This window comes from Anaeromusa sp., from assembly GCF_028691475.1.
Classification (GTDB): domain Bacteria; phylum Bacillota; class Negativicutes; order Anaeromusales; family Anaeromusaceae; genus Anaeromusa.
Map to the genome: position 1 here is coordinate 68,332 of NZ_JAQUZF010000002.1, position 14,527 is coordinate 82,858.

Sequence of the window (14,527 nt, forward strand, 5' to 3'; positions counted from 1 at the left end):
GGAGGGCTTGATGAAGGGCATAGTGGTTAAAGCCTACAATAGTTATTATTACGTGCAGGCGGAAGACGGCAGGGAAGTTCCTTGCCGCTTGCGGGGGAAATTTAAAAAAGGACGTTTTTCTCTCCTGGTGGGCGATCATGTTGTATTTAAGGATGTGCTAGAAGACGGCAGCGGCGTCATCGAAGAAATTCTTCCGCGCCGCAACTGCCTAATTCGTCCGCCTATAGCCAATGTAGATCAGGTGGTACTTGTTTTTGCAGCCACCAATCCTGCGCCAAGCCCGGTTTTGATTGACCGTTTCCTTGTGTTATGCGAGCATGCGGGATTTTCACCGCTTTTATGCTTTAACAAGGTGGATGACTCGGATATTGAACAGGATCTGCAGCCCCTATATGATTTATACGCCAGACAGGTGGGCTACCGGGTGTTTGCCCTTTCGGCGCAAAGCGGTTATGGTCTGGAGGCGCTGATGGCATGCCTGCAGGGACGCATTACCGCTTTTGCCGGTCCTTCCGGCGTTGGCAAATCTACACTGCTTAACCGCCTTTATCCGGGCTTCTCGCTGGAAACAGGCGGACTGAGCCGCAAAATTTCCCGGGGGCGTCATACTACCCGCTTTGCGATGCTGCTTCCCCTTGAGGACCGGAGCGGCTATGTAGTGGATACGCCGGGTTTCAGTCAAACCGAATTTGCGCAAATTGGCGAGCGGGAATTGGAGGCTTGCTTTTCTGAGATGCAGCCGTATTTGGGACAGTGCCGCTTTAACGGCTGTCTGCATATGGCAGAACCGGATTGCGCAGTGAAGCAGGCTGTGGCGGACGGCGCTATTGCCGCCTGCCGTTATGAATCGTATCAGCAAATTTTCGGCCAAATTCGCGAGGCCAAGAAGGGATATTGATAATTATGAAGCAAACAGTGCGTATAGCTCCTTCGATATTGTCCGCCGACTTTTCCAAGTTAGGCGAGGAAGTAGCGGCCATTGAAGCGGCCGGGGCGGACTGGGTTCATATTGATGTGATGGACGGACATTTTGTGCCGAATCTGACCTTTGGCGCGCCTGTTGTATCTTGCCTGCGCAAAGTGACGAAAATGCCTTTTGACGTACATCTCATGGTGGAAGCGCCGCAAAATTATATAGCCGACTTTGCTAAGGCAGGGGCTGATATTTTGACGGTGCATCTCGAGACGGCGCCGCATCTGCATCGCGTTATTCAAGCAATTAAGGAAGCAGGCCTGAAAGCGGCGGTTTCCCTCAATCCCAGCACGCCTTTGTGCCTGCTGGAGGAAATCCTGCCTGATCTAGACATGGTGCTCCTCATGAGCGTCAACCCGGGCTTTGGCGGTCAAGCGTTTATTCCGTCCAGTCTGGAGAAGGTGCGCAAATTGAGGCAAATGCTGGATGCAAAAGGGCTCAAGACTGACATTCAAGTAGACGGCGGTGTAACACCGGACAATGCGGCGCAGTTAATTGCGGCTGGCGCTACCGTCTTGGTAGCCGGTTCGGCTGTATATAAGGCGCCGGACATGGCAAATGCGATTCATTCTCTGCGAGGGGCTTGATTCTTAACGCATTTGGTGGTACCATAAGACAAGAAAAGTTCATACAGGCCTTTGGGGCAAGGTGAGAAGGAAGATTCCTTCAATTCCTGACCGGCGGTTGAGCCCGCGAGCCATTTTGGCAGATCCGGTTGCATTCCGGAGCCGACAGTATAGTCTGGATGAGAAAAGGCGATGATTTCCAGGAAAGAAGACATGATTTCTTTCCCGGATTGTTCTCTGCGCTCAAAGGTCGTAGCCGGGTTTCCGGTTTGCGGCCTTTTTCTGTGCGGAAGCGCCGGAGGAGGGATTTATTTGCGAGAGGAAGAATACATGCGTCACGCTCTGACTCTGGCATCGTACGCCAGGGGGAGGACAAGTCCCAACCCGATGGTCGGGGCGGTGCTTGTGCGTGACGGTGAGATTGTGGGCCAAGGCTGGCACCGTCAGGCTGGCACGCCCCATGCGGAAATTCATGCTTTGCGGCAAGCCGGTGAATTGGCGAAGGGCGCCACTTTGTACGTGACGCTGGAGCCCTGCTGCCATCAAGGCCGCACAGGACCTTGTACAGAAGCGATTATTCAAGCCGGCGTGCGTAGGGTGGTTATGGCCATGACCGACCCCAACCCTCTTGTGGCAGGCTGTGGCAGTCAACGTCTGCGTGAGGCGGGCGTGGAAGTGGAAGAAGGACTGCTTTCGTGTGAAGCGGCGCTTTTAAATGAAGTGTTCATTAAAGGGATTTCTACAGGTATGCCCTTTGTGGTTATGAAGGCGGCGATGACTTTGGACGGTAAAATTGCCAGCCATACCGGTCATTCTCAATGGATTACCGGCGAGGCGGCCCGACTGGAGGTGCATCGCCTGCGTAACGAGTACGACGCCATTTTAGTAGGCGTCGGTACGGCCATTGCCGACGACCCGCAGTTGACGACGCGTCTGCCTGAGGGAGGACGCAATCCGATCCGCATTGTTCTTGATTCCAAAGGGCGGTTGCCGCTGAATTCCAAGCTGCTTTGCGACGGCGAAGCTCCTACTTGGATCGCGGTGACCCAGGCAGCGCCGCAAGAGCGTGTAGCCGCTCTGCAGGAGCGAGCAGAGGTCATCGTGCTGCCTGCAGACGAACGAGGCGGTGTTGATATCCGAGCGTTATGCCTTCACTTGCGGCAGGAGCGGCAGTTGACAAGCATTTTTGTAGAAGGCGGTTCTGCGGTGCATGGCTCTTTTCTGAGCGCCGGCGTCGTGGACAAGGTGCACTTCTTCATGGCGCCCAAGTTGATTGGCGGCTGTGAAGCACCTGGACCTATCGGCGGTCTGGGTTGCTCCTTAATGGATCAGGCGGTGCCGTTGGAAGAGTTAACTGTAAAAAATATAGGCAACGACTTATGGATTAGCGCGTATGTCGCCACGAGGGAGGGCCGCGATGTTTACCGGACTTGTGGAAGAATTGGGTAAAATCAAATCCATTACCAAGGGAACCAAGTCAGCGCGTCTGACGATTGAAGGACAAGTTGTATTGCAGGATGTAAAGCTGGGCGATAGTATCGCCGTTAACGGCACTTGCCTGACGGTTGTGGAATATACGCAGCGATCTTTTACGGCGGATGTCATGCCAGAGACGGTGCGCAGCACCGTTTTGGCGGAGCTTAAGCCTGGAGATGTGGTAAATCTGGAGCGTACGTTGCGTCTTGGGGATCGTTTGGGCGGTCATATTGTGAGCGGCCATGTCGATGGCGTCGGCGTAATCCGCAGCAAGGAGCGCAGCGACAATGCGATAGTGGTTACCATTGAAGCGCCGCCGGAGGTAATGCGCTATATCATTGCCAAAGGATCTATTGCTATTGATGGCACCAGTTTGACAATTGTTGACTATGGAACTGACTGGTTCAGCGTTTCCTTAATTCCCCATACAGCATCCTTAACAACCGTAGGGCTAAAAGAAACTGGCAGCAAAGTCAATCTTGAGGCCGATGTGCTTGGCAAGTATGTGGCAAAGCTCTTGGGTTTGCAAAATGGTGATGAAAAAAAGCAAGCGTCATCCGGGTTAACGATGGAATTTTTACAGCAGCATGGTTTTGGCGGATAAGCGGAGGAGGAAAAAACATGGATATTCATTTCAATACAGTAGAAGAAGCCATTGAAGACATCCGGGCAGGAAAAATTGTGGTGGTTGTTGACGACGAGGATAGAGAGAACGAAGGCGACCTGTTGATGGCGGCCGAGAAGGTTACGCCTGAAGCCATTAACTTTATGGCGACCTTTGGACGCGGACTCATCTGCATGCCTGTACACGGTGCGCGTTTGGATGAATTGGGAATTTGCGCCATGGTTTCCGAAAACACGGATAACCATTGTACTGCCTTTACGGTGTCCATTGACGCCGTGGAGACAACAACAGGCATATCTGCTCCGGAACGGGCGCAAACCGTTTTGAAGGTTCTGGACCCGGCTACCAAACCGGAAGATTTGCGTCGTCCAGGTCATATTTTCCCGTTGCGGGCTGTTTCCGGCGGCGTACTGCGCCGTGCCGGCCATACGGAAGCCGCCGTTGATTTCGCGCAAATGGCAGGCTTATATCCTGCAGGCGTAATTTGTGAAATCATGAATGAAGACGGTACTATGGCCAGAACGCCTCAGCTCATGGAATTTGTACAAAAGCACGGCTTGAAAATTGTCACCATTGCAGACATGATCCGGTATCGTAAAAAGAACGAAGTTTTTGTGGAGCGCGTAGCGGAAGTGAACATGCCTACTAAGTATGGCGAGTTTCAATTGATTGCTTACGAAAGCTCACTGGATCAGCAGTGCCACTTGGCTCTGGTCAAGGGAGACATTAAAGGCAAAGAAAATGTGCTTGTAAGGGTGCATTCCGAATGTCTTACAGGAGATGTGCTGGGTTCGCTGCGCTGCGATTGCGGCGACCAACTGGGAGCCGCTATGAAAGCCATCGAAGCCGCTGGCGAAGGCGTGCTGCTTTATATGCGCCAAGAAGGGCGCGGCATTGGCTTAGCTAACAAAATGAGAGCCTATGCCTTGCAGGATCAAGGAAAAGATACGGTGGAAGCCAATCTGCTTTTAGGCTTTAAAGCCGACGAACGAGACTACGGCGTAGGAGCGCAGATTTTGTCCGATTTGGGACTTAGCAGCATGCGCCTATTGACCAACAACCCCCGCAAACGCGTTGGTCTTGAAGGCTACGGTCTAACCATCACCGAACGGGTTCCTTTGGAGATTCACTCCAATCCTTTTAATAAACGCTATTTGTCTGTGAAAAAAGCAAAATTAGGGCATATGCTCAAACAATTTCAAACGAAAGAGGAGGCACAATCATGAAGACAATAGAAGGACAGCTTTCAGCACAAGGACTGCGGGTAGGCATTGTAGTAGCCCGGTTTAATGAATTTATTAATTCGAAGCTCCTTGCAGGCGCGTTAGACGCTTTAAAACGCCATGGCGCTGATGAAGACGCTGTTGACGTAGCTTGGGTTCCAGGGGCCTTTGAAATTCCGATGATTGCGAAAAAAATGGCGGAAAGCAAAAAATACGACGCTATTATCTGCCTGGGAACGGTTATTCGCGGCAGCACCAGCCATTATGATTATGTTTGCGCCGAGGTTTCCAAAGGCGTGGCTCATGTAGGCCTTGCCAGCGGCGTGCCGACCATGTTCGGCGTACTGACGACCGATACTATTGAACAGGCTATTGAGCGGTCCGGAACCAAAGCCGGCAATAAAGGTTTTGATGCCGCTATGGCCGCTATGGAAATGGCTAATCTGATTAAAGCGATCTAAGTAAGGTTCTGTATATGGCAAAGGAAGGGAAGGAAGGGAGTGAATCCCTTGCCTTCCCTTCCGTGCCCCTAAAAAGAGGGGAGGAACGCATATGAAAATTGGCATAGTTAGTGATACTCATGGCTGTGTGCATACATGGCGCAGAGTTTTTTCATTTTTGCAGGATGCCGACTTGATTCTTCATGCTGGCGATGTACTGTACCATGGTCCGCGTAATACGATTCCCGCTGAGTATCAGCCGGCGGAATTGGTCAAAGAACTAAATTCCTGTCCGGTACCGCTGGTGTTTGCCGCTGGAAATTGTGATGCGGAAGTAGACGGCATGGTATTGGAAGCGCCAATTCAAAACCCCTTTGCGTTTGTCCAGTGGGAAGGGCTGCGGATTTTGCTTTCTCACGGACATCGGCAATCTGTTGCGGAAAAAGAAGCGCTGGCTAAGAAATATAAAGTTCATCTTTTTATTGAAGGCCATACTCACTTGCCGGTGCTGGAGAAAAAAGACGCTTGCATTTTCTTAAATCCAGGATCGCCATGCATGCCGAAAACGCTAGAAAAACGCGGTACTTTTGCAGTGCTGGAAAATGGCAGTCTTTCGATTCGCTATGTAGATACGGGAGAAATTTATCAGACCATGGCGTTGTAAGCCGGAAAGGAACTAGAAAAAGTTATGACAGATTATTTATTGCGCGCTACTGCCGGAGGTATTCGTCTTTTTGCGGCAGTAACTACTGGACTGACCGAAGAGGCTAGACGTCGCCACCAGCTGTCTCCTTTGGCTACTGCCGCCTTGGGGCGGTTGATGACAGGGGGCTTGCTTTTGGCGGCCAAACTCAAAACCAATGAAGCCATCACCGTACGGGTGCAAGGCGACGGCCCTTTGGGCGAGTTGGTGGCCGATGCCTATGGTAATGGCATGGTCCGCGGCTATGTGACGCATCCCTTGGCGGATCTTCCTTTAAACGAGCAAGGCAAGCTGCCGGTAGGGGCTGGCGTAGGCCAGGGACAGTTGTTTGTGACGCGTTTTACCAATTTGAAGCAGCCTTTTACCGGTACAAGTCCTTTGGTGAGCGGTGAAATCGCGGAAGACATTACCGAGTATTTGTATATTTCGGAACAGACGCCTTCCAGCGTAGCCTTGGGCGTGCGTATTCAGACAGACTTGCAGGTGGAAGCAGCAGGCGGCTTTTTCGTAGAGCCGATGCCGGAAGCGACGGACGAGGAAATTTCCAAACTAGAAGAAAACCTGCGCAAGCTGCCGCCGGTTTCGACCGTGCTGCTCCAAGAAGAAGGAGCGGAAAAGTTGTTGCAAGCCTTGACGGAAGGACTGCCTTTAAAAATTCATGACCGCCAGGAACTGCAGTTTTCCTGCCCTTGTTCTCGCGAGAAAGTGGAAGCCATGCTGATCAGCTTGGGACCTGAAGAATTGGCGTCTATGGAGCAAGAAGGGAAAACCGAGATTGTCTGCCATTTTTGTACGGAAAAATATAGTTTTGACAGCAAGGCTTTAGCAGAGCTGCGCCTTGAGGCTGCAGGGGAAGGCCACGGAGAAGATCGCGGAGAAGATTGAACAAGAGTCGCGGGAGTCACGTGAGGGTATGCATGAGAAGAACCAGGTAACGGATTATAAACAGGAGTATAGGGAGTAGAGTGAGGGTGCGCAAGAGAAGAACGGCTAATGGATTTTATAAGCTGTATCGTAACCCTCTGGCTTTTCTCTGTTACTCAGTTACTCTGTGTCACGTTCCCTTTAACTAAAAAATAAAAGCGGAGCTGGATAATCCAGCTCCGCTTTTATTTAAGGCAACAACACCTTAGATGGCGCGTTGCACCTTTCCGGAACGTAAGCAACGAGTACAAACGTTGACCCGTTTAATGTCTCCGTTTACTACAGCTCGCACACGTTGAATGTTGGGTTTCCAGGTGCGCTTGGTTTTCAAGTGGGAGTGGCTGACGTTAAAGCCGCTAACTTCACCCTTGGAGCAAATTTCGCAAACATTGGCCATCGTTTCCACCTCCTTTATGTCAAGAGACAAAATTTCTGTAGCTATCTATAACAAAAATATTGTAGCACAGTGGAAGGATCATTGCAAGATGTGCGGGTGATAAAAATCTTCGTCGCGCCTGGTGGAAATATGATAAGATAAGAGAAGTAAAACGATATTGAAAGAGAAGGGTAAAAATGGGGAAAATTATAGGATGGTTTGTAGTCGCAGCCATGGCGGCAGGCGTTTATTTATGGCAGCCTGAATTTTTTCAGCATGCCTATGGAATTATTGAAACAGGCGATATTGCGGCGCTGGCGGAGTACTTGCGCTCTTTCGGCACGGCTACGGCGGTGTTGGTGACGCTGGTTCTGTTTGTGGTAATGACCTTTACAATTGTATTTCCCTTCATGATTTTATCAGGTGCGGCAGGTATTGTTTTTGGTCTCTACTGGGGTATACTTCTTTCCTGGCTCGGTGAAGTTTTGGGCGCTGTGGTTATGTTCGTCTTTGCTCGTTACTTTTTTCGAGATATAGTGGCGGGCTGGATATCGAAAAGCCCTTATTTAAAACAGGTGGATGCGTATAGCGCCAAGAACGGCTTTAAAGCGTTGCTTGCGGCTAGACTTTTGCCGTTGGCGCCTTCCGGCATCATTACGGCTGTAGCCGCCATTAGCGCCATGTCGGTAAGAGACTTTTTCTTAGCCACGGTTATCGGCAAGCTGCCGCCGGTGGTTATTAAAGTCTTGTTAGGTCATGACTTAGCTTTTGCCGGCGAAAACATGGGACGCCTTATTGCAGTAATTTTACTTGTTATAGCAGTGTATGGAGCTTTATGGTGGCGCAAGCGCCGCCAAAGAAAATCGGAACAGGAAAAGGATATTACTGTTCCACGGCGAATAGAATAGTTTATATTTGCTGATATCATTCGGCAAAATTAGCAGAGGAGGGTTTTATAATGCCTATCGTACAGATTGATTTGATTGAAGGGCGTACAGTCGAACAGAAGCGGGAACTGGTTAAACGGGTAACGGAAGCCATTTCCGAAACCGCGGCTTGTCCTACTTCGGCAGTAACCATCATTATGCGGGATATGCCGAAAGAAAACTTGGGTCAAGGCGGCAAATTGCGGGCCGATCAATAAAAACGCTGCGAGCGAAAGGAAAGGCCTTTTCTACAAGAAAGGGCCTTTCCTTTATACTTATATATATGCAAGGAGAACATGGGTAATGAGTGCAAATACACGTTGGCAAGTAGCTAAAAAAATGGAAAAAACATGCATTGCCGCCCTGGAAGAAATGCTGGCTCCTGGCGCCTCCGCGCAGGAACTGGAAATTTGGAGGCATTGTCAAGCGATTCAAGAGCAATATGTGCAATGGCTGACAAGCGCAGAGCGTTCGATTCTTCCAGAAGTCGATGCAGAAGCTCTTATTGAGCGGCAGCAAATTTGGGCGAAGCTGTCGCAGGAACAGAATCAAGAGAAAACGGGAACAGACTATTTTTGGCTAGGGCGTTTATGGCAATATTTAGCTTGGCTGGAACGACTGGAAAGTTTGTATAAGCAAATGGCAGCTCACACCATTTTTCCGCTGGAGCAAATTTTTTTCAAGAACTTGGCTCATGGCCAATGGCTGCTGCATCGTCGTTTGAGTGCCTTAGCACAGCAGCAGCATAATTTACTGTGGGAAGAGCTTGGTTTTGCGCCGTTTGAAAAGCTATAATAGGGTATTGTATTTGTGTAAATTTCTATTCCGTCCGATAAGTATAAATTATCGGACGGAATATTGTATGTAAAATAGGGGTTTATGTTCTTGCCTTTTACATCACAATTAAGCGTGATTTTATTTCTACTGCTGCTACGTTCATACCATCTGCGTTTTAGTGTTGGACTATAAAAAAACCGTTTACGGCCACCAAGGCGTCGTAAACGGTTTTTTTGCAAGAACCAGCATGAGAATGTTCTGATTTGCAGCGATAGCCTAAGCATATAACACCGCTTTTCCCGGCTTACAATTTAAATGAGAATTAATTGAGAATCTATTAGCTTTCAAAAACTTTCTTCCAGCTCTTAACCTATTTTCTTAGCTAAACGCATACCGTTCAGCGTAACTAGTAAGGAAGCTCCTGTATCAGCTAAAATAGCCAGCCAAAGATTCACGAAACCTAAAAAGGTCCCTGCGACAAACAGCAGTTTTATAGCTATGGAGAAAGTAACGTTTTGTTTGATGATGGCCACGGTTTTGCGGCTAAGCTTCATGATATAAGGCAGCTTGCTTAAGTCGTCGGACATAAGAGCGATATCAGCCGTTTCTAGAGCGCTGTCCGAACCAGCTACCCCCATAGCGATTCCTATGTCTGCTGTGGCTAAAGCTGGGGCGTCATTTACACCGTCTCCTACCATGGCTATGCGACCGTATTTGCTGGAAATCTGCTTTAGCGCTGTCGCTTTATCTTCCGGCAGCAATTCGCTGTAAACTGCGTCGATATTGAGTTCTGCCGCAATATCCCTAGCCACGCGCTCGTTGTCGCCGGTAAGCATGGCTATAGTACGCACGCCGCTTTTTCGGAGCGCGTTTAAGGAAGCGACGCTTTCTTCACGCAGGGTATCGGCTACAGCCACAACCCCCAGCACTTTTTGGCTGGTTCCTACCAGCATGGCAGTCTTTCCTTGTTCCTCCAGCCTAGTTAAGCGGGACTCATCTGCGGCAATGACACAGCCTATTTCTTCAAACAAACGTCGGTTGCCTACATAAATTGTTTGTCCGGCCACGTCAGCTTGCGCTCCACGGCCAGGCAGCGCTTGGAAATTACTTATGCTTTGCATGGGCATATCTCCTGCATGGGCGACAATTGCCTTAGCCAAGGGATGCTCCGACCATTTTTCTACCGCCGCCGCCAGGGAGAGCAGTTCTTCTCGGGCGATGCCGTTCAAAGGAACAATATCTGTTACTACCGGCTTCCCTGAAGTAAGTGTTCCGGTTTTATCAAAGGCGATCGCCTCGATGCGACCCATCTGTTCTAAATGAGCGCCGCCTTTAATCAATACGCCGTGTCGGGAGGCATTGCCAATAGCCGATACAATCGATACAGGAGTAGAGATAACCAAAGCGCAGGGGCAGGAAATAACCAGCAACACCAAAGCTTTGTAAAACCAAACGTCAAAAGATTGACCAAAGAACACTGTGGGAATGGCTATGAAGCTCAAGGCCGCTAAAATGACTGCCGGCGTATAGTATTTGGCAAAGACATCAACAAATTGCTGCATAGGCGCTTTTTGCGCTTGTGCTGCCTCTACCATATGCATGATTTTTGCCAGTGTGGAATCTGCCGCCAGTTTCGTCACGGTCACTTCTAAGGCTCCGTTTTCGTTAACTGTACCGGCATAGACAAGATCTCCTTGCTGTTTTTCAACGGGAATGGATTCCCCGGTAATGGAAGCCTGGTTTACTGAAGAAATGCCGTTTGTTACCGTGCCATCCATGGCAATGCGTTCGCCTGGTTTTACAAGAACTACATCGTTTATGGCAATTTCTTCTACCGCTAACTGGATTTCTTGGCCGTTCCTGCGAACCCATGCTTCACGCGGAGCCAAGTCCATAAGGGCGCGAATGGAATGTCTTGTTTTATCCAGCGTATACGCCTGTAACGCATTACCCAGGGAAAACAAGAATACGACCATGGCGCCTTCTCCCCATTCTCGGATTGCCACGGCTCCGACAGCGGCAATGGTCATAAGAAAGTTAGTGTCCATAGTAAAGCTTTTTAGTCCGTATAGGCCGCTTTTGGCCACATGGTAGCCCCCAAGAAGCATTGCCGCCATATAGAGCGGTATAAGAATCTCTTCGCCAGCTCCGCCCCACTCCAATATAATGGCAGGCAGGAGGAAAGCGCCGGAAAGAATGGTTGCCAGCGTTTTGGGTTTGCGCCACCAAGGGGGAGTTGAAACCTCAGCCCTGCGGTTCAGCCCGTCTTTAAAAGCTTGGTAGCCTGCTTGCTCTATGGCTTTAATAATAGCGGCAGCGGTTAAAGAGTGTTCCACGGTCAATTTTCCAGCGCCAAAGTTTACTGTAGCAGCCTGTACGCCGTCTAAAGCTTTGATCTTTTTTTCCAGTTTTGCAGCACAGTCTGCGCAATCCATGCCTTCAATGCGAAATGCATCCGTTGTATTTGTATTCTCCGTAGGCTCCTTACTTAGTAACTCAGCAACTTCATGATTTACTTCGTGACAACAAGAGCAGCTGCATTCTTTATTTTTCATGTCCAATGTACTCACCTCCGGTTTCTCCTTACGTATGGCTGACATGTTCTAGACCTCGTTTCATGAGGTCGACTACATGGTCGTCGTCCAAGGAGTACCAAGCCGCCTTGCCTTCGCGTCGATATTTTACCAGTCTGGCGCTGCGTAATACGCGTAATTGATGTGAAATAGCGGACTGTCCCATGGCGAGAGTTTCAGCTATATCGCAGACGCACATCTCTTGTTGCGCTAATATGCACAAAATTTTGATCCGAGTGGCGTCACCTAGAATTTTAAAGGTTTCTACTAGCTGTAATATCGTTGTGTCCGGCAGCATGCCTGCCTTGGCGCAGCCAATTCGCTCGGGATGCTCACAATGCTCTTCACATATGTCGCATGTCGTTTCGGTCATAACTATCACCTCATCGTAATAATCATTGCACATATGAATATGTGTTCATATGTATAGTAATTCTTACTGATCTTTTTGTCAACTCCTATGGTATGTGTTACAAAGCTTGTTGCGGACGTTTGTAACAAGATGGTCACATTTCAAGGTGTTGTTTTATGGTATAATCAAGAGAGTTTTAGTGATATTGCTCGATTTTGGGAGGTGTGTTCGAATGGCTTCTTCCTTATCTTCGTCTGTCATACTGCGTCCCTGGCGGCGCGGCAAGTACTCTGAACAGGCTATTCGTTATATGACCTCTTCTAAGGCGGTCAATACGATCCGAGCGTATCAAAGCGACTGGGATGATTTTTCCTATTGGTGCCGTCACCACGGATATGCAGAGCTTCCGGCTACGCCAGAAACGCTTGTAGAGTATTTCAGTTACTTGGCTGATTTTATCAAAGCAAATACTATTTCCCGTAAGGCAACCGCCATTTCTGAAGCCCATAAAGCGGCCGGCTGCCCGTCCCCAACTCTTTCGGCTGATGTGCGAATGACGTTGCAAGGCATTCGTAAAGCCAAAGGCACCTTTCAACAAGGGAAGCTGCCTGTGATGTGGTCGGATTTAACGCAAGTCCCCGATGTGTTTGACCCTACGCCGTTGGGGATTCGCAATCGCGCTTTGATTTTATTTGGCTTTGCCGGCGCTTTTAGGCGTTCTGAATTAGTTGCCTTGGACGTAGAAGATTTAACCTTTTTCCAAGAAGGCGTCAAAGTATTTTTGGGCAAGGCGAAAAATGATCCAGATGGCAAAGGCCAATATAAAGGAATTTCGTATCGCCGTCAGCGCCCGGAAATTTGCCCTGTGCGCGCCATCAAAGCCTGGTTGGATATTTCGGGGCTTACCAGCGGTCCTCTTTTTCGTTCTTTGACCAAAAACGGCGGCATTCGCCAACAGCGTCTTTCGGATAAGGCGGTTGCCAGAACGGTCAAAGAATTTGCGGAGCGCACCGGTGCTGATCCGCAACGTTACGCAGGGCATAGCCTGCGACGAGGATTTGCCACCTCGGCGGCTTTAGCTGGCGCTAGAGAACGGCATATTATGAAGCAAACCGGCCATCATAGTGATAAAATGGTCCGCCGCTATATTGAAGAAAGTGAAATATTTTCTTTTGATAATATGGCCTTAATGGAAAAAGCGGATGGAACTGTAAAAGGGAGCGATGATTATGAATGAACTATTGGATTTAATAAAAAAACGCCGCAGTACGCGTAAATTCACGGAAGAGCCGATAAGCCGCGCTGATTTGGAAGTGATCTTGGAGGCGGGGCGTTGGGCTCCTAGTGGTCATAACCAGCAGTCCTGGTTTTTTACCGTCATTAGTGATAAGGCGATGTTTGCCGAATTGAACCAACGTTTTCGCGAGGCTGCTCAACACTCTTCGGAAGCCTTTGTTCATAAAATATTGGCTAAGCAGGACTTTGATATTTTCTATCATGCGCCTGTTGCTGTTTTAGTTTCCGCACGGGAAGACGCTATTTTGACGGAAGCTAACTGTGCCGCCGCTACGCAAAATATGCTTTTAGTTGCGGAAAGCTTGGGCTTAGGAAGCTGCTGGGTTGGTTTTGCTGGTTTTCCTTTTATCAACGGTCAAGGACAAGACTTGTGTGAAAAGTTAGCTGTTCCTGAAGGCTTTCGTCCTTTATACGCCGTTGTTCTAGGACATAAGCAGCTGCAAAATAAAGAGGTACGCGGCCCCAAACGCAAGGAAAATTGGGTTCACTACCACTCTTTTTTCGGTGAATGACGATGCGATGGCAAGCCAATGTAGCTCTGCTTGTAACGGCCGGTATTTGGGGTTTGGCTTTTGTGGCGCAGAGAGTAGGCATGGAATATCTGGAACCATTTACATTTAATGGCATTCGTTTTTTACTAGGAGCCCTGTCATTGCTGCCTCTTTTATGGTGGCAACAGTATCGCAAGCCTGTAGCTAAAGAATCGTTACCTCGTTTTCGCGTCGTTGGAATTGGCGTAGTGGCTGGCTTGATTTTGTTTTTGGCGGCGTCGCTACAGCAAATTGGCATTGTCGATACAACAGCCGGCAAGGCTGCTTTTGTAACTAGCATGTATATTGTCTTGGTGCCTTTGAGCGGCGTGCTTTTAGGGCGGCGTGTGGAATTTTCTTTGTGGCTGGGATGTTTGCTATCGCTTTTAGGGTTGTACTTTCTTTGCATTCGCGAGGATTTAACCTTGGCCTTTGGCGACTTATTGGTTTTGCTTGGTGCTGTTTTTTGGACGATGCACATTTTGTGGATTGATCGTTTTGCATCCCAAGTGCAGGTGCTTTCTTTGGCCTTGTGGCAGTTTATGACTTGTGCTCTTCTTTCTTTGGTTGTTGCTGCTTTTACCGAAACAATAACCTTGGCTGGAATACGAGGGGCGCTTTCTCCGATCTTATATGGCGGAATCGGCTCAGTAGGCATTGCTTATACATTGCAGATTGTCGGGCAGAAACGAGCGGAGCCCACACAGGCTTCGCTGATTCTAAGCTTAGAGACGGTTTTTGCCGCTATAGGCGGGTATTTTTTACTG

17 protein-coding genes and 1 riboswitch are annotated in these 14,527 nt (G+C 49.1%); of the genes, 14 read left to right on the top strand and 3 right to left on the bottom strand.

Features of this window, described 5'->3' with window-relative positions; all coding sequences use genetic code 11:
- Nucleotides 1-10 precede the first annotated feature (10 nt).
- From rsgA to hslO, 8 genes are all read left to right on the top strand, one after another.
- Entirely contained in the window at nt 11-898 is an 888-nt protein-coding gene (gene rsgA, locus PHF27_RS00955; protein ID WP_300064962.1) for a ribosome small subunit-dependent GTPase A, read from the top strand.
- Nucleotides 899-903: 5 nt separating this feature from the next.
- On the top strand, nt 904-1,560 hold the full coding sequence (gene rpe, locus PHF27_RS00960; RefSeq protein WP_300064964.1) for a ribulose-phosphate 3-epimerase: 657 nt from the start codon (nt 904-906) through the stop codon (nt 1,558-1,560).
- 43 nt (nt 1,561-1,603) lie between these two features.
- A riboswitch (FMN riboswitch) is annotated at nt 1,604-1,734 on the top strand.
- Between the two features lie 117 nt (nt 1,735-1,851).
- Nucleotides 1,852-2,988 (top strand): bifunctional diaminohydroxyphosphoribosylaminopyrimidine deaminase/5-amino-6-(5-phosphoribosylamino)uracil reductase RibD, encoded by a 1,137-nt coding sequence (gene ribD / locus PHF27_RS00965; RefSeq protein ID WP_300064966.1) that lies wholly within the window; start codon nt 1,852-1,854, stop codon nt 2,986-2,988.
- Nucleotides 2,957-3,619, top strand: a complete 663-nt coding sequence (locus tag PHF27_RS00970; protein ID WP_300064968.1) for a riboflavin synthase — start codon at nt 2,957-2,959, stop codon at nt 3,617-3,619. The genes ribD and PHF27_RS00970 overlap by 32 nt, the downstream gene beginning before the upstream one ends.
- Before the next feature lie 23 nt (nt 3,620-3,642).
- Nucleotides 3,643-4,866, top strand: coding sequence for a bifunctional 3,4-dihydroxy-2-butanone-4-phosphate synthase/GTP cyclohydrolase II (locus PHF27_RS00975; protein ID WP_300064998.1), 1,224 nt, complete (start codon nt 3,643-3,645; stop codon nt 4,864-4,866).
- Nucleotides 4,860-5,324, top strand: coding sequence for a 6,7-dimethyl-8-ribityllumazine synthase (ribE, locus tag PHF27_RS00980; protein ID WP_300065000.1), 465 nt, complete (start codon nt 4,860-4,862; stop codon nt 5,322-5,324). The genes PHF27_RS00975 and ribE overlap by 7 nt, the downstream gene beginning before the upstream one ends.
- 91 nt (nt 5,325-5,415) lie before the next feature.
- Nucleotides 5,416-5,967, top strand: coding sequence for a phosphodiesterase (gene yfcE / locus PHF27_RS00985; RefSeq protein ID WP_300064970.1), 552 nt, complete (start codon nt 5,416-5,418; stop codon nt 5,965-5,967).
- Nucleotides 5,968-5,991: 24 nt separating this feature from the next.
- Complete coding sequence (gene hslO, locus PHF27_RS00990) at nt 5,992-6,891, top strand: Hsp33 family molecular chaperone HslO (RefSeq protein ID WP_300064972.1); 900 nt, start codon at nt 5,992-5,994, stop codon at nt 6,889-6,891.
- A 244-nt stretch (nt 6,892-7,135) separates the two neighbouring features.
- Here hslO and rpmB read toward each other — a convergent pair whose 3' ends face one another.
- Complete coding sequence (rpmB, locus tag PHF27_RS00995; RefSeq protein ID WP_018703218.1) at nt 7,136-7,327, bottom strand: 50S ribosomal protein L28; 192 nt, start codon at nt 7,325-7,327, stop codon at nt 7,136-7,138.
- A 176-nt stretch (nt 7,328-7,503) separates the two neighbouring features.
- Here rpmB and PHF27_RS01000 point away from each other — a divergent pair, with 176 nt between their 5' ends.
- From PHF27_RS01000 to PHF27_RS01010, 3 genes are all read left to right on the top strand, one after another.
- On the top strand, nt 7,504-8,214 hold the full coding sequence (locus PHF27_RS01000; protein WP_300064976.1) for a VTT domain-containing protein: 711 nt from the start codon (nt 7,504-7,506) through the stop codon (nt 8,212-8,214).
- A 50-nt stretch (nt 8,215-8,264) separates the two neighbouring features.
- The gene (locus PHF27_RS01005; RefSeq protein ID WP_018703216.1) at nt 8,265-8,450 is read left to right on the top strand and encodes a 4-oxalocrotonate tautomerase; all 186 of its coding nucleotides are present in this window, start codon (nt 8,265-8,267) and stop codon (nt 8,448-8,450) included.
- Between the two features lie 85 nt (nt 8,451-8,535).
- Complete coding sequence (locus tag PHF27_RS01010) at nt 8,536-9,027, top strand: hypothetical protein (protein WP_300064978.1); 492 nt, start codon at nt 8,536-8,538, stop codon at nt 9,025-9,027.
- A gap of 347 nt (nt 9,028-9,374) precedes the next feature.
- Here the strand turns inward: PHF27_RS01010 and PHF27_RS01015 are convergent, their stop codons facing one another.
- Nucleotides 9,375-11,564 (bottom strand): heavy metal translocating P-type ATPase, encoded by a 2,190-nt coding sequence (locus PHF27_RS01015; protein ID WP_300065002.1) that lies wholly within the window; start codon nt 11,562-11,564, stop codon nt 9,375-9,377.
- 28 nt (nt 11,565-11,592) lie between these two features.
- Nucleotides 11,593-11,880: a metalloregulator ArsR/SmtB family transcription factor gene (locus PHF27_RS01020; RefSeq protein ID WP_323441760.1), complete on the bottom strand. Its 288-nt coding sequence runs from the start codon at nt 11,878-11,880 to the stop codon at nt 11,593-11,595.
- Between the two features lie 286 nt (nt 11,881-12,166).
- Here PHF27_RS01020 and PHF27_RS01025 point away from each other — a divergent pair, with 286 nt between their 5' ends.
- The 3 genes from PHF27_RS01025 to PHF27_RS01035 all read left to right on the top strand — a co-directional run.
- Entirely contained in the window at nt 12,167-13,171 is a 1,005-nt protein-coding gene (locus tag PHF27_RS01025; protein ID WP_300064982.1) for a site-specific integrase, read from the top strand.
- Nucleotides 13,164-13,742: a nitroreductase family protein gene (locus tag PHF27_RS01030; protein ID WP_300064984.1), complete on the top strand. Its 579-nt coding sequence runs from the start codon at nt 13,164-13,166 to the stop codon at nt 13,740-13,742. The genes PHF27_RS01025 and PHF27_RS01030 overlap by 8 nt, the downstream gene beginning before the upstream one ends.
- Before the next feature lie 2 nt (nt 13,743-13,744).
- Nucleotides 13,745-14,527, top strand: a 783-nt coding sequence (locus tag PHF27_RS01035) for a DMT family transporter (RefSeq protein ID WP_300064986.1), incomplete at its 3' end; no start/stop codon positions are given.

Excerpts from the sequence above, each read along its gene's own strand:
- rsgA (WP_300064962.1), top strand. The coding sequence starts at position 11 with ATGAAGGGCATAGTGGTTAAAGCCTACAATAGTTATTATTACGTGCAG.
- rpe (WP_300064964.1), top strand. The coding sequence starts at position 904 with ATGAAGCAAACAGTGCGTATAGCTCCTTCGATATTGTCCGCCGACTTT.
- PHF27_RS00970 (WP_300064968.1), top strand. The coding sequence starts at position 2,957 with ATGTTTACCGGACTTGTGGAAGAATTGGGTAAAATCAAATCCATTACC.
- yfcE (WP_300064970.1), top strand. The coding sequence starts at position 5,416 with ATGAAAATTGGCATAGTTAGTGATACTCATGGCTGTGTGCATACATGG.
- hslO (WP_300064972.1), top strand. The coding sequence starts at position 5,992 with ATGACAGATTATTTATTGCGCGCTACTGCCGGAGGTATTCGTCTTTTT.
- rpmB (WP_018703218.1), bottom strand. The coding sequence starts at position 7,327 with ATGGCCAATGTTTGCGAAATTTGCTCCAAGGGTGAAGTTAGCGGCTTT.
- PHF27_RS01000 (WP_300064976.1), top strand. The coding sequence starts at position 7,504 with ATGGGGAAAATTATAGGATGGTTTGTAGTCGCAGCCATGGCGGCAGGC.
- PHF27_RS01005 (WP_018703216.1), top strand. The coding sequence starts at position 8,265 with ATGCCTATCGTACAGATTGATTTGATTGAAGGGCGTACAGTCGAACAG.
- PHF27_RS01010 (WP_300064978.1), top strand. The coding sequence starts at position 8,536 with ATGAGTGCAAATACACGTTGGCAAGTAGCTAAAAAAATGGAAAAAACA.
- PHF27_RS01015 (WP_300065002.1), bottom strand. The coding sequence starts at position 11,564 with ATGAAAAATAAAGAATGCAGCTGCTCTTGTTGTCACGAAGTAAATCAT.
- PHF27_RS01020 (WP_323441760.1), bottom strand. The coding sequence starts at position 11,880 with ATGCTGCCGGACACAACGATATTACAGCTAGTAGAAACCTTTAAAATT.
- PHF27_RS01025 (WP_300064982.1), top strand. The coding sequence starts at position 12,167 with ATGGCTTCTTCCTTATCTTCGTCTGTCATACTGCGTCCCTGGCGGCGC.
- PHF27_RS01030 (WP_300064984.1), top strand. The coding sequence starts at position 13,164 with ATGAATGAACTATTGGATTTAATAAAAAAACGCCGCAGTACGCGTAAA.